The following is a 15,420-nucleotide window of genomic DNA, read 5'->3' as shown; positions in this document are numbered from 1 at the left end:
TAAAAAGATTCCGCAGATTATGAACTCACAATAAAGTGTGAGCGATATTTAAACATAATGAGTTGTTTGGTATGAGCGATTTATAGTTGTTAGTGACTAAATCAGGAAGAATCTTTATCGAAATAAGGAAATATTGATAAATATTCGAGAGATAATATTGTGCAATGAGGCATAATTGTGGATCATTACGGGCAATTTAGGTTTGTACTCGTTAAATTTTCAACAAGTACTCTGGCAATACTAACGTTTTTGAGGTGATATAGATGAGTGAAGCTGAGGCTCGTCCATCGAATTTCATCCGTCAGATCATAGATAAAGATCTAGCGGAAGGTAAACATACAAGTGTTCATACTCGTTTCCCACCGGAGCCAAACGGTTATCTTCATATCGGACACGCAAAGTCAATTTGTTTAAACTTTGGTATTGCACAGGATTATCAGGGGCAGTGTAACTTACGTTTTGATGATACTAACCCTGAAAAAGAAGATATTGAGTACGTTGATTCCATTAAAGAAGACGTTAAGTGGTTAGGATTCTCCTGGGCCGGTGATATTCATTATTCTTCTGATTATTTTGATAAACTTTATGAATATGCCCTCGAATTGATTGAAAAGGGTCTGGCTTACGTTGAAGAATTGACGCCTGAGCAAATTCGCGAATACCGGGGAACATTGACTCATCCAGGTAAAGATAGCCCATTCAGAGACCGCTCTGTTGAAGAAAATCTGGCATTGTTTGAAAAAATGCGTTCTGGTGGTTTTAAAGAAGGTGAAGCTTGTCTGAGAGCGAAGATAGATATGTCGTCATCTTTCATGGTGATGCGTGATCCTGTTATTTATCGTGTTCGTTTTGCATCTCATCACCAGACTGGAGACAAATGGTGCATTTACCCAATGTACGATTTCACCCACTGTCTTTCAGATGCGCTTGAAGGAATTACACACTCTATATGCACTCTTGAGTTTCAGGATAACCGTCGTTTATACGACTGGGTTTTGGATAACCTTTCGGTTGGTTGCCATCCTCGCCAGTATGAATTCAGCCGTTTGAATCTTGAGTATACGGTGATGTCCAAGCGTAAACTGAATCAATTAGTGACAGAAAAATTAGTTGAAGGCTGGGACGATCCAAGGATGCCGACCATTTCTGGTTTACGCCGTCGGGGATTTACTTCGGCTTCGATTCGTGAATTCTGTAAACGCATTGGTGTGACAAAACAGGAAAATACGATTGAGTTTAGTTCATTAGAATCGTGTATTCGCGATGATTTGAATGAAAATGCACCACGGGCAATGGCGGTTCTTGACCCGGTTAAAGTCGTTATTGAAAACTATGATGCAGATAAAGTTGAATACCTGAAGCTGGCAAATCATCCAAATAAACCTGAAATGGGTGAGCGGGAGGTGCCATTTACCCGCGAACTTTGGATTGAACGAGAAGATTTCAGAGAAGAAGCAAATAAAAAGTACAAACGTCTTGTTCTGGGTAAAGAGGTTCGTTTACGTGGTGCTTATGTGGTGAAGGCTGAACGGGTTGAGAAAGATGAAAATGGTGAAATTACCACGATTTTCTGTACCTGTGATCCGGAAACGTTGGGTAACAATCCAAGTGATGGACGTAAAATCAAAGGGGTTATTCACTGGGTTTCTGTTGAAAAAGGTCTTCCTGCTGAGATTCGTGTATATGATCGTTTATTTACGATACCGAATCCTGGGGCTGCCAGCGATTTCAAGGCGACGATTAACCCGGATTCGCTAATCAAAAAACAGGGGGTTGTTGAAGCCGGTCTTAAGAAAGCACAAGCCGGAGAAACATTCCAGTTTGAGCGTATCGGTTATTTCTGTCCTGATAACAAAGATTCGACTGCTGATGCATTAGTGTTTAACCGTACGGTTGGTCTGCGTGATACATGGGCAAAAATTGAAGCTAAATAATTTTTACATAAATTATTCCCTTAATGATAAAAGCCAGCATAGCTGGCTTTTATTGGTTTGGATATGTAAAAAGGCAACAAATATGTGAAAAAAAGAATAAATATTGAAGTCGAAACACATTTTTTCCTGTTCTACTATAGTTTTGCTCTCGTAATCCGATATATTTAACAGAATATTAATTTTTATATTATCAAAGCACATAGCTGAGCCTTTTATGCGTCAATTTTTAAAACGTCTGTTGGTCGTCGTGATTCTAACAGTTGTGACACAGTCTTCTTTCGTTAGTGCGGCTGGCATTCGGGTGATTGGTCCGTCAGGACGGATACAGGATGCGCCTGAGTATAAGCTGCCAGTCAACCAGCAACCATCGAAGTTTTATGGTCCTACAAAGGGGGATGAAACGCTGTGGTCTATTGCATCAAAGTTACGTCCATCCAGACAGGTTACCGTTCAACAAACTTTGTTAGCTATATTCGAGCTAAACCCCGGCGCTTTTGAAAATCAGAATATTCACAGTCTGATTCCGGGAAGTACCATTAGAATCCCGTCACTGGCTCAGGTCAGAAGTGTTACGACGCAACAAGCTGTTGCTGTGATGAAGACTCACCAGATTCGTCTGGACAGAGAGGCTGAAAGCCAGAGAATTGCTAAATCAAAACCTGCTCCTAAGCCGAAAGCTATTCTTACGCAGAAAACATCAGAGCAGAAAATAGCTGAGGTTAAAAGTAAGCCGGAAGTTGTCGGAACGGAGACAACACCTGTTGAGGAGGCAGGAAAAAATACAGCTAATAGTCTGCAAAGTAAGTTAGCTGAGATGGCGACGAATACAAAAGACCAGGAAAATTTGCTGGCTCTGGAGGAAAAAAATCACCATTTGATGTTAATGCTTTCTAAGGTTCAGTCCGAAGTCGAACATTTAAAAAGCAATCTGGATGATGAAACACGAATTCGAACTGAAGTCGAAAAACTGTTGTCTGAAGAAAAAAGAAAAAGTGAAGAGGCCGCCAAGCTGGCACCGACTTCTCTGGATATGCTGCTTTCAAAATGGTGGTTTATTTTAGGTCTTGGTTTAATACCTGGAGCGCTGATCGCTTATCTGATCATCATGTTTATTCGTAAGCGGGGTGAAAAAGAAGAAGAGATTACAGAGACGGTTAAGGAAACTGAAGAACCGGAGGCAATTAATATCGGAGAAATCCCATCTGAAGGTGTTGATGATCTGATGTTGGATGATGATCTTTTTGCAGCAGATGATAAGGATGAAGATGATGTTAATGCAGACGATGTTTTCGCTGAGCTGGAAGACAGCGATCTAAGCATTAGTCTTGAAGATGGGGAAGATGCTGAGGACCCATTTGCGGCAGTGGGTGATGATGGCGATTTCATAGGCGTTGATATAGACGATACTTTATCCGGTGAGAGTGCGAATGGCATCAGTGTCAATGCCGATGACAAGGCTGTTGGCCTTGAAGAAATGGAAAAAGCTCTGGATGAAGTTGCCAATGATCTTGATGATGATTTTGATCTTTCTGATGAACCCAAAGAGAGTGCGGAAGATTCAATTATATCGCAGGATGATATTGAGAGTTTGCTATCAGGAGTTGAAGATTTAGACAATCTTGAAGAAGCATCAGAATCGTCTGAATCTGCCGAGGATGTAACCGGTAAAGAAGCCGGGGAATTTTCTAATCTTGGTGTCGGTGATGCGTCTATCGCATCAGATAGTGAGCTTGATGATCTGTTCGATAATATTGAATCTCAGGCTAATCTTGATGAAATTGAAGATAATGCGCTAAGTGAAGAAGATTATAACCTTGATAGTGATGATGATTACGAAGAAAGCCTTCTGAGTGATGATGACACATCTTTATTAGATGAACTGGTTGATGCCGAAGATGATAATGCAGAGCAAACTGATTGGGATAAAGAATTAGATGAACTTTCTTCACAGTTTGATTTATCCAGTGACGATGATGACTTTGATGAAGATCTTTTAAATTCAGCGGCGACTCTGGATGAACTTCTTGAAGAATCCGATATTTCAGAAGCAATATCTGATGGGGAAATTGAAGATAATGAAACATTAAATAATGTTTCTGATCCTGAATTATCTAATGATCCCATTGATGATGGTACAGAATTCTTAGATGAACTGATTGAAATTGAGAAGAATGCTCAGGAATCTGAGCCTGATGCTACTGTTGATGATGATTCGGAAGATTTCAATAGCGATGATTTTCTCGATGATTTACTTGATTCGGTGCCTGAAAACGATCCGTTACTGGATGATATGGACCTCGATGGAAGTACCCTTGAGGATGATTTTGATTTTAATCCTGAAATTGAAGGTCATGATACCGAAGAAACTCCGGTTGCTGACGATGTTGAGGTGCAGGAAGATGTCCAGGCTAATGAGTTTGGAGTGCCTCAGGATGATGATTGGGATATTGGTGATGAAGATGATAGCGTAACTTCTGGTGTAGTAGAGAACGAATTTCAACCGGACGTTGTTGAAGACGTTTTATCCGAAGAACCTGAGCCAGTTACAGAGGCAGAAGTTAGCGAACCTGAAATGGTGCCACAGCCGTTGGATCCTGAGTCCGTTGTGGAAGCTGAAGAGCCGGTAGCATTGGCAGATGAAGAGTTACCGGAATTTACCGAAGAAGATAGTCTGGCTGGCGAGGAAGTCAGCGAGCCCGAGTTATCAACGCCGGAAGATGATGAAACGCTGTTGGATGAAGAAGTCGCGTTAGATGAGGCGTTGACGGCTGAGCCGGAGCCGACTGAAACCGTATCACAGCCGTTGGATCCTGAGTCCGTTGTGGAAGCTGAAGAGCCGGCGACGCTGACGGATGAAGAATTACCGGAATTTACCGAAGAAGATACTCTGGTTGGCGAGGAAGTCAGCGAACCCGAGTTATCAACGCCGGAAGATGATGAAACGCTGTTGGATGAAGAAGTCGCGTTAGATGAGGCGTTGACGGCTGAGCCGGAGCCGACTGAAACCGCACCACAGCCGTTGGATCCTGAGTCCGTTGTGGAAGCTGAAGCACCGGCGACGCTGACGGATGAAGAATTACCGGAATTTACCGAAGAAGATATTCTGGCTGGCGAGGAAGTCAGTGAACCCGAGTTATCAACGCCGGAAGATGATGAAACGCTGTTGGATGAAGAAGTCGCGTTAGATGAGGCGTTGACGGCTGAGCCGGAGCCGACTGAAACCGCACCACAGCCGTTGGATCCTGAGTCCGTTGTGGAAGCTGAAGAGCCGGTAGTATTGGCGGATGAAGAGTTACCGGAATTTACCGAAGAAGATAGTCTGGCTGGCGAGGAAGCCAGCGAACCCGAGTTATCAACGCCGGAAGATGATGAAGCGCTGTTGGATGAAGAAGTCGCGTTAGATGAGGCGTTGACGGCTGAGCCGGAGCCGACTGAAACCGTATCACAGCCGTTGGAGTCTGAGTCCGTTGTGGAAGCTGAAGCACCAGCGACGCTGACGGATGAAGAATTACCGGAATTTACCGAAGAAGATAGTCTGGCTGGCGAGGAAGTCAGCGAACCCGAGTTATCAACGTCGGAAGATGATGAAGCGCTGTTGGATGAAGAAGTCGCGTTAGATGAGGCGTTGACGGTTGAGCCGGAGCCGACTGAAACCGCACCACAGCCGTTGGAGTCTGAGTCCGTTGTGGAAGCTGAAGCACCAGCGACGCTGACGGATGAAGAATTACCGGAATTTACCGAAGAAGATAGTCTGGCTGGCGAGGAAGTCAGCGAACCCGAGTTATCAACACCGGAAGATGATGAAGCGCTGTTGGATGAAGAAGTCGCGTTAGATGAGGCGTTGACGGCTGAGCCGGAGCCGACTGAAACCGCACCACAGCCGTTGGAATCTGAGTCCGTTGTGGAAGCTGAAGCACCGGCGACGCTGACGGATGAAGAATTACCGGAATTTACCGAAGAAGATACTCTGGCTGGCGAGAAAGTCAGCGAACCCGAGTTATCAACGCCGGAAGATGATGAAGCGCTGTTGGATGAAGAAGTCGCGTTAGATGAGGCGTTGACGGCTGAGCCGGAGCCGACTGAAACCGCACCACAGCCGTTGGATCCTGAGTCCGTTGTGGAAGCTGAAGAGCCGGTAGTATTGGCGGATGAAGAGTTACCGGAATTTACCGAAGAAGATAGTCTGGCTGGCGAGGAAGTCAGCGAACCCGAGTTATCAACGCCGGAAGATGATGAAGCGCTGTTGGATGAAGAAGTCGCGTTAGATGAGGCGTTGACGGCTGAGCCGGAGCCGACTGAAACCGAGCCACAGCCGTTGGAGCCAGAATCCGATGTGGAAGCTGAAGAGCCGGTAGCATTGGCAGATGAGGAATTACCAGAGTTTAGTGAAGAAGATGCCCTGGATAGTTATGATTCAGAAACAGAATATGCACCTGAAATTATTGAGCCTATAAGTGAACAGAATGAGCGGTTTGAGCTTGATGACGATGAGCTTCCTGATTTTGATGAATATGAATTACTGGAAAAAACAACCGAAAACGCTGCTGGTACTAATGATCGTCTGAAAGAGGTTTCGCGGGCTGTTTTTGATGAAAAAGCGCTTGATGAGCTTTTATCAGAAGAGGAGGCTTCAGATCATTACACCATATCATCTTCGATGGATGATGATTTTATTGACAGTGGCGGTATGAACATCGAAACGATGTTAGAAGGTTTGGATGGTGAAGATTGGAATGGATTTAAGCTTTCCCCTGAGCAGCAGAATGATATTGCGTCAGATATTCCGGATGATGAACAGGATATTTGGCGGGAAGATATTCAAACGGCTGAGCCTGAATTAGAAAATGAAAACTGGGCTGTTCAGGATAATATCGTTGATGATGATCCAAAAGAGAAAAATTATATGAGCATCGATGAACTGATGGCTCAGGTTGATGCTGATGGCGGTGAATTTGAAGAACAGGATTTAAAACTGGATGTTGGTCTGAATGAATTCCCTGATGTGATCGGTAATATTAGTGATATTGATGTGGATAGTAATGCAGAGGCATCTGGTAAATTGGATCTTGCTAAAATTTATATGGAAATGAATGATGAGCAGGGTGCAATCAAATTATTGGAAGAAGCGATTGTTGACGGGGATGATGGTATCCGCCGTCAGGCAAAAGAATTGATAGATCGGATAAATGGTTCTGATGAGTAAAGAAGTTGGTTAGATATTTTTACTGATTAATATTATACTTCCGACCCCATTTCTCAGAGAACAATACAATGAGACTCGCTTTAGGCATAGAATATAATGGTGCGAATTATTATGGATGGCAGAGGCAAAGGGATGTTTCCAGTGTCCAGCAGAAATTGGAAACAGCGCTTTCAGTTATTGCAAATCATCCGGTAGAAGTCTCTTGTGCAGGGCGGACTGATGCTGGTGTTCATGGAACCGGACAAGTTGTCCATTTTGATACGGAAGCAGAACGTAAGTTGATTGCCTGGTCCATGGGGACGAATGCGCATTTACCTGGTGATATTGCCGTTAAATGGGTAAAAACTGTTTCTGATGATTTTCATGCCCGGTTTTCAGCTACAGCACGCCGGTATCGTTATGTTATTTATAATCACCAGTTAAGACCGGCTATTTTATCTTCTGGTGTCAGCCATTATCATGGCGAGCTTGATGAAAAGAAAATGCACGAAGCAGGACAGTATCTCCTTGGTGAAAATGACTTTACCTCATTTCGTGCTGTGCACTGTCAATCGAAAAGTCCTTGGCGTAATATATCGCACTTAAATGTTTTTCGGTTAGGTAATTATGTGGTGATAGACATAAAAGCAAATGCTTTTGTTCATCATATGGTGAGAAATATTGCCGGTAGTCTGATTACTGTTGGAAAAGGTGAGCAATCAACAGAATGGATAAAATGGCTATTGGAACAGAAGGACCGGAAATTGGCGTCGGCAACGGCCAAAGCAGAAGGATTGTATCTGGTTAAGGTAGATTATCCCGATGAGTTTGGTATACCTGATCAGCCGTTAGGTCCTGTTTTCTTGCCAGAGAATCTGAACTCTTTGTAAATATGTCACTCCAATAATTCAGATTAAAGTCGTGTATCAGAATAGGTACTACCAGTTTTTTATCCACACATCGGTATTATTATGGTTTAATCCGGTGTGTTTTATTTCGAAAGAATGCCCTTTATCTGTATAAAAGGGTTAGGAGAGAAAGGTCTTCCATGAGTTGGCTCGAAAAGATTTTAGAGAAAAGTAACATTGTTAGTTCAAGAAAAGCATCCATACCAGAAGGTGTGTGGACCAAGTGTTCTTCTTGTGAACAGGTACTTTACTACGCCGAACTAGAGCGTAATTTAGAAGTTTGCCCTAAATGTAATTTTCATATGCGTATGCATGCACGTAAGCGTCTGGAGACGTTTTTAGATGAAGATAACCGGGTGGAACTGGGAGGGGATCTTGAACCTCAGGATAAACTGAAGTTTAAAGACTCTAAACGGTATAAAGAACGTATTGCTACTGCCCAGAAATCAAGTGGGGAAAAAGATGCGCTTGTGGTAATGAAAGGTGAGTTATTAGGTTTGCCAATTGTTGCCTGTGCTTTTGAATTTTCCTTTATGGGCGGCTCAATGGGGTCGGTTGTCGGAGCTCGTTTTGTTAAAGCGGTAGAAGCGGCGATGGAACACAATTGTGGATTAGTCTGCTTCTCTGCCAGTGGTGGTGCCCGTATGCAGGAGGCACTAATGTCACTGATGCAAATGGCGAAAACCAGCGCGGCGTTGGAAAAATTGTCAGAGAAAGGACTGCCATTTATTTCCGTTATGACGGATCCGACAATGGGCGGTGTTTCTGCGAGTCTGGCCATGCTAGGAGATATTAATATTGGTGAACCTAAAGCATTGATTGGTTTTGCAGGACGTCGTGTTATTGAACAAACCGTACGGGAAGATCTTCCTGAAGGATTCCAGCGCAGTGAATTCTTGCTGGAGCATGGTGCTATCGACATGATTGTTGACCGTCGTGAAATGAGAGAAAAAATTGGTGGTTTGATTGCAAAATTAACCAATACTGCTTCTCCTCAGGAAGAAATTGAAGAAGAAATTGCACCTTCTGCAGTATCAGAAGAAGAGAAAAAAGGGTAAAGTAGGCGCTAACAAAATCCATAATTGAATGGTTTAACGTTAGATGACAAAGATCCCAACACCACAAGCCACATCTTCTTTATCGGTGTGGCTTGATTATCTGAGCAGTATTCACACATCTGCTATTGATCTGGGTTTAGAAAGAGTTCAGATTGTTGCCGGCGAAGCCGGTTTGACAAAACCTGCCCCCAAAGTGATTACGGTTGCAGGAACAAATGGAAAAGGTTCAACTTGCGCTTTACTTGAAGCGATCCTTTTGGATGCCGGCTATACAGTTGGTGTCTATAGTTCCCCCCATCTTATCCGCTATACAGAGCGTGTTCGTATTAATGGTCAGGAGTTATCCGCTCAGGAGCATACTGATGCTTTTTCTGTGGTTGAGAGTGCACGCGGAAACACCAGTTTAAGTTTTTTTGAATTTGGTACTCTGGCTGCGTTACAGCTTTTTAAATCTAATCAGGTGGATGTCGCCATTTTAGAAGTCGGCCTGGGAGGTCGTCTTGATGCGACAAATGTGGTTGATCACGATGTGTCTGTCATTACCAGTCTGGCCGTGGATCACGTCGATTGGTTGGGCGACGACATCAATGTTATTGGCTATGAGAAAGCTGGCATATTTCGTTCTGAGAACCCCGCCGTTTGTGGGCAGCCAAATCCTCCTGCGACAGTTGCGGCACATGCAGATGAGATTCATGCAAACCTTTATCAGGTTGGTATTCAGTTTACGTATAAAGTTAACGATAATGAGACCTGGGACTGGCGAAGCGGAGCTTTTGATTTAACGGATTTACCGGTGCCTGTCCTGCCACTTCCAAATGCGGCCACTGCCTTGATGGCATTAGGTTGTTCTGATCTTGATATTAGCGACATTAATATTGTTAATGGGCTAAAAAAAGCCCATTTGCCTGGTCGCATGCAAGTTCTTTCTGATTGTCCAATCATTTTAATTGATGTGGCACATAACCCTCATGCGGCAAATTATCTCAGCGAACAATTAAAGAAACAATATCCGGGTAAAGTGATTCATGCTGTACTAGGCATGCTACATGATAAAGATATTAAGCAAACGATATCCAATTTATCACCTGTTATAACGCATTGGTATCCATGCTCACTGACTGGACCAAGAGCAGCAACAGCATCTGAGTTAGTCTGTCATATTTCTGGTAAGGTCAGTGAATATGAGAATCCGGTCACAGCATTTAAAGCCGCTCTGACACAGGCAGAAGAAACTGATGTCATTGTTGTTGTCGGGTCTTTCCATACTGCTGGAGAGGTTTTGGAGTATTGGCAAAGTAAGGAGAGAAGTGTGTAATGGCGAGTCGGTTTCAAAATCGCTTAGTTGGCACCATAATCTTAGTATCCATTGGCGTTATTATTCTTCCGGATGTATTTGATGGAAAAAAAACGCACTTTCATGAGGAGATTGCAAGTGTTCCTCTGAAACCAGAGATGGCGGATAGTGATGCAACTACTACCTACGAAGTGCTTGAGCCCAAAGAAGTTGATGTTAATCTTCCTGAATCTCCTGTTAAGGTGAAAGAAGTCCAATCTTCTGTAAATCAACATTCAGAATCGTCTGAACCATCAGTAAAACCTCGTACAGTGAATGAAAAGTCAGAAATTAATACTGAAGTACGTGAAGTCGCTGAGAAGAATAACTATAAGGACAGTGCCTGGCTTATTCAGTTAATGGCTCTGAAAAATGCAGATAATGCAAAAAAACTGGTCAGTGATCTGCAAAAAAGAGGATATCAGGCTCATACAAAAGTTGAGAATGGGTTTACCAGAGTCATTATTGGTCCTGATGTATCCAAAAGTAAGCTTGAGCGTCAATTAACCGAATTGGAAAAAATAACCGGTGCAAAAGGTCGATTGATTAAATTTAAACCACTAAATCCGTAAGAAAACGTTTGCGTGCGCGTTTTTTCTGTTAAAATGCGCCCCAACTTAAGCTGTAAGTGCATATATGAATTGGTTAGATATTGTCATTTTAAGTGTGATTGGCCTGTCAGCGCTAATCAGCTTAATTCGTGGTTTTTCTAAAGAAGCCTTATCGTTAGTTACTTGGTTAGCTGCATTTTTCATTGCGGGACATTACTACCCGAAGCTTGCAGTCTATTTTACCAATATACATGATGCGTTATTTAGAAATGGTGCTGCAATTGCGGCGTTATTTATCGCAACATTGATTGTTGGTGCTATTGTTAACTACGTTGTTGCTCAGTTAGTTCAGAAAACAGGACTATCGGGTACTGATCGTGTGCTGGGCGTCGTATTCGGCGGTCTCCGTGGTGTCATGATTGTTGCTGCTGTTTTGTTTTTTTTGGATGCATTTACTGCATTTCCGGATTCAGATTGGTGGAAGAATTCACAGATTGTCCCGCAGTTTAGCTGGATTATTAATTTATTCTTTGATCATTTAAAAACTTCATCAAGTTTTTTATCAGGCCGAATTTGAGAGCCTGTTAATTGTCGCAAATCGAGGATTAAGACATATGTGTGGTATTGTTGGAATCGTTGGTACAACACCTGTAAACCAGTCTATTTATGACGCTTTGACGGTCTTACAGCATCGTGGCCAAGATGCCGCTGGTATTTGTACCATAGATAGCAATCGTTTTCGTCTACGTAAGGCGAACGGTTTAGTGAAGGATGTATTTGCTGCTAAGCACATGCAACGCCTTCAGGGAACGGTTGGAATTGGTCATGTTCGTTATCCTACAGCAGGGAGTTCAAGCGCATCCGAAGCCCAGCCTTTCTACGTTAACTCTCCTTTTGGTATCACACTTGCTCACAATGGTAACCTGACTAATGCAAAAGAAGTCAGAGAAAAACTGTTTGATAAAGATCGTCGTCATATTAATACGACGTCTGATTCGGAAGTTCTTCTGAATGTGTTAGCTCATGAAATTGATACTGTTAAGGGAAATGTTGGGGATGATGATGTTTTTCGTGCAGTAACCAATGTACACCGGACGATTCGTGGAGCCTATGCTGTTGTAGCGATGATTATCGGGCATGGTTTGATTGCATTCAGAGACCCTCACGGTATCCGGCCTTTGTGTCTTGGAAAACGAGTGAATAAAAAAGGGAAAACCGAGTATATGGTTGCCTCCGAATCCGTTGCATTGGACGCGATTGGTTTTGAATTTATGCGTGACGTTGCTCCCGGTGAAGCTGTTTATGTGACATTTGATGGTGAGTTGTTTACTAAGCAATGTGCGGATAATCCAAGCCTGAATCCTTGTATTTTTGAATACGTATATTTCGCCCGCCCAGATTCATTTATCGATCAAATTTCAGTTTATGCTGCCCGCGTTGAAATGGGTAAAAAATTGGGTGAGCGGATAAAAAGCGAGTATTCAGAACTGGATATTGATGTTGTGATTCCTATTCCTGAAACGTCGAATGATATTGCTTTACAGATTGCACAGGCGATAAATAAACCTTATCGTCAGGGCTTCGTTAAGAACCGCTATGTAGGGCGTACTTTCATCATGCCAGGTCAGGAGCAACGGGTGAAGTCTGTCCGTCGTAAACTAAATGCGATTCGTTCTGAGTTTAAAGATAAGAACGTTCTGTTGGTGGACGATTCAATTGTACGTGGTACAACTTCGGAACAAATTGTTGAAATGGCACGTGATTCCGGCGCAAATAAAGTTTATATGGTCTCTGCTGCACCAGAGATACGATTCCCTAATGTGTATGGTATCGATATGCCAAGTGCTCATGAATTGATTGCTCATGGCCGAGATTCAGATGCAATTTGTGAAAAAATTGGAGCAGATGCTCTTATATTCCAGAGGCTGGGTGATTTGGTTGAAGCGGTTGGCCTTGGAAATCCAGAGATAACGAATTTTGAAACATCGGTATTTAATGGTGAATACGTTACCGGTGATATCGATAATGATTATTTGCAGTATCTTGAAGATATGCGCAATGATGATGCTAAGACTCAACGTGAAATACAGCAAGAGCTGGCTAATCTTGAGTTGTATAACGAAGGTGCATAATAAAAATACTGGCAACGTGGTTAGTTGTTAATAAAAAAGGCTTCCGAATGGAAGCCTTTTCATTTTGTTGTTGATAATTCTACAGAGTCATCGCAGCAATCCAGCCAAAGATAATGAGCGGGATGTTGTAGTGAATAAACGTTGGTACGACCGTTTCCCAGATATGTTCATGTTGCCCATCTGCATTCAGGCCCGCTGTCGGACCCAGTGTTGAATCTGATGCCGGAGAACCTGCGTCCCCAAGTGCAGCCGCAGTACCAACAAGCGCAATGGTTGCAAGTGGTGAGAACCCAAATGCAGCAGACAGAGGAACGTAGATGGTTGCAATTATTGGAATCGTAGAAAAGGATGAACCGATCCCCATCGTTACCAGAAGTCCGACAACAAGCATAAGCAGTGCAGCAAGAGGTTTGTTATGACCGATAGTGCTTGATAGTGAAGAAACCAACGATTCAACACCTCCGGTTTGTTTCATTACAGCTGCAAAGCCAGCCGCTGCAATCATAATAAAGCCGATCATTGCCATCATGTGGACACCCCGGGTGAATACATCATGTGTCTCTTTCCATTTGATAATGCCACCAAGAGCAAACACCATAAAGCCCGTAAGAGCACCGACAACCATAGATTCTGTCATTAACTGAATGGAGAGTGCGGCAATGATACCCAAAAAGGCAACAAAGATATTTTTCTTATTAATCTGAACGGTCGTATCGTGGCTGACTACCGTCATATCATTTTCCTGGTATTCGCGAGGTTTGCGATAAGAGAAAAAGACAGCCAGCAGAAGCCCAAATACCATACCTAACCCTGGGAGCAACATTGCAGTAGGAATTTGGCTGGCAGTAACATTAGCGAGTCCGTTATCGTGCAAATTTTTAAGCAGGATATCGTTCAGGAATATACCTCCGAAACCGATTGGAAGAACCATATAGGGTGTGATTAGACCGAATGTCAGAATACAGGCGATAAGTCGGCGGTCAATTTTTAATTTTGCAAATACACCAAGGAGTGGTGGGATCAAAATAGGAATGAAAGCAATATGGACCGGGATGATGTTTTGTGAAGACATGGTGACAAGTACTAAAGCAAATAACATAGCGTACTTAAAGCCAAGGCTTGCGGTATCATGTCTTCGGCCGGATATTTTTTTTACGACGCTTTGTGCGACCAGATCCGTGACACCTGACTTGGAAATAGCAACAGCAAATGCTCCAAGCATTGCGTAGCTTAACGCAATATTGGCACCGTTTCCAAGACCACTTTCAAAGGCGGAAACCGCTTCATTCAGTGACATGCCGGAAACCAAGCCTCCGACAATAGCACTAAATGTGAGTGCTACGACCACGTTTACTCGCATCAATGCAAGTATCAGCATGACGCAGACGGATATTACAACAGGATTCATACTACTCTCGTTTGTTAAGTCTAACTATCGTTATTTATTAATTGTTTTGGGTATTGTCGGCTAATGGCCAGCCACCGAGGTCTTTCCATTTATTGACAATGCCGCAGAATAATTCAGCGGTTTTTTTTGTATCGTATAAAGCGGAATGGGCTTCGTTTGCATCGAACTCCATACCTGCAACTTTGCATGCTTTCGCCAAAACAGTTTGTCCGTACGCCAGCCCACTTAACGTGGCTGTATCAAACGTTGCAAAAGGATGAAAAGGGACCCGCTTTAATTTTGCCCGTTCACTGGCTGCTTTTATAAAGCTATGATCAAATTGAGCGTTATGAGCAACGATAATGGCTCTTTGGCAACCGGCATCTTTCTGTTCTTTACGAATCTGTTTGTAGATTTCTTTTAATGCTTCTGCTTCACTGACAGCGCCTCTGAGTGGGCTGTAGGGATCTGGCATACCTATGAATTCCAGTGCTTCTTTTTCCAAATTTGCGCCTTCAAATGGCATGATATGGAAGTGCATTGTTGTTGCCGGTTGCAGATAGCCCTGTTCATCCATTTGAGTTGTGATTGCACAAATTTCTAACAAAGCGTCTGTTGCCGCATTAAAGCCGGCCGTTTCAACATCGATTACGACAGGTAAATATCCCCGGAAACGTTGCCTTAACAGTGAAGTATCGCTATGAGTCGCCATGATTTCCCTAGATAATAAAACAGGGGACGCATTATTGCAGATTATGGGTATGATCAAAACCACTATCATAAAAACAATAGGGCTTTTTACATAGGTCATTTCAGGTTACGGGATTCAGAGCATCAACAACAAGACTGGTTGGTATCATTCCTTTTCAACTCTGGTACTTTAAATTAATTGGCAAGATATTTGCTGTATTTTTGGTACTGACGAGATAACGGCG

Annotated in this window: 10 protein-coding genes; 8 read left to right on the top strand and 2 right to left on the bottom strand. The window is 43.1% G+C overall.

The genetic code is table 11. The annotated features are described in order from the left end of the window. Positions 1-263 precede the first annotated feature (263 nt). The 8 genes from glnS to purF all read left to right on the top strand — a co-directional run bounded on the left by glnS (position 264) and on the right by purF (position 13,098). Complete coding sequence (gene glnS / locus LRQ06_RS03165) at positions 264-1,934, top strand: glutamine--tRNA ligase (RefSeq protein WP_232764989.1); 1,671 nt, start codon at positions 264-266, stop codon at positions 1,932-1,934. A gap of 214 nt (positions 1,935-2,148) precedes the next feature. Beyond that, on the top strand, positions 2,149-7,137 hold the full coding sequence (locus tag LRQ06_RS03160; protein WP_232764988.1) for a FimV/HubP family polar landmark protein: 4,989 nt from the start codon (positions 2,149-2,151) through the stop codon (positions 7,135-7,137). A gap of 68 nt (positions 7,138-7,205) precedes the next feature. Next, positions 7,206-8,006: a tRNA pseudouridine(38-40) synthase TruA gene (truA, locus tag LRQ06_RS03155; RefSeq protein ID WP_232764987.1), complete on the top strand. Its 801-nt coding sequence runs from the start codon at positions 7,206-7,208 to the stop codon at positions 8,004-8,006. Positions 8,007-8,164: 158 nt separating this feature from the next. Next, positions 8,165-9,082, top strand: a complete 918-nt coding sequence (gene accD / locus LRQ06_RS03150; RefSeq protein ID WP_232764986.1) for an acetyl-CoA carboxylase, carboxyltransferase subunit beta — start codon at positions 8,165-8,167, stop codon at positions 9,080-9,082. A 43-nt stretch (positions 9,083-9,125) separates the two neighbouring features. Beyond that, on the top strand, positions 9,126-10,397 hold the full coding sequence (gene folC, locus LRQ06_RS03145) for a bifunctional tetrahydrofolate synthase/dihydrofolate synthase (RefSeq protein ID WP_232764985.1): 1,272 nt from the start codon (positions 9,126-9,128) through the stop codon (positions 10,395-10,397). Further along, positions 10,397-10,987 (top strand): SPOR domain-containing protein, encoded by a 591-nt coding sequence (locus LRQ06_RS03140; protein WP_232764984.1) that lies wholly within the window; start codon positions 10,397-10,399, stop codon positions 10,985-10,987. The genes folC and LRQ06_RS03140 overlap by 1 nt, the downstream gene beginning before the upstream one ends. A 64-nt stretch (positions 10,988-11,051) precedes the next feature. Beyond that, positions 11,052-11,543: a CvpA family protein gene (locus LRQ06_RS03135; RefSeq protein WP_232764983.1), complete on the top strand. Its 492-nt coding sequence runs from the start codon at positions 11,052-11,054 to the stop codon at positions 11,541-11,543. Between the two features lie 37 nt (positions 11,544-11,580). Further along, positions 11,581-13,098, top strand: coding sequence for an amidophosphoribosyltransferase (purF, locus tag LRQ06_RS03130; protein WP_232764982.1), 1,518 nt, complete (start codon positions 11,581-11,583; stop codon positions 13,096-13,098). 79 nt (positions 13,099-13,177) lie between these two features. On the opposite strand, the gene LRQ06_RS03125 is transcribed toward purF, so the two are convergent. Then, positions 13,178-14,506: a Na+/H+ antiporter family protein gene (locus LRQ06_RS03125; RefSeq protein WP_232764981.1), complete on the bottom strand. Its 1,329-nt coding sequence runs from the start codon at positions 14,504-14,506 to the stop codon at positions 13,178-13,180. 37 nt (positions 14,507-14,543) lie between these two features. Continuing rightward, positions 14,544-15,197: a ribonuclease T gene (rnt, locus tag LRQ06_RS03120; protein ID WP_232764980.1), complete on the bottom strand. Its 654-nt coding sequence runs from the start codon at positions 15,195-15,197 to the stop codon at positions 14,544-14,546. Positions 15,198-15,420 lie beyond the last annotated feature (223 nt).

Source organism: Vibrio salinus (assembly GCF_021272385.1).
Taxonomy (GTDB): Bacteria; Pseudomonadota; Gammaproteobacteria; order Enterobacterales; family Vibrionaceae; genus Vibrio; species Vibrio salinus.
The sequence above is the reverse complement of the archived record's forward strand: the minus strand, read 5'-3'. Positions and strand labels throughout refer to the sequence as shown.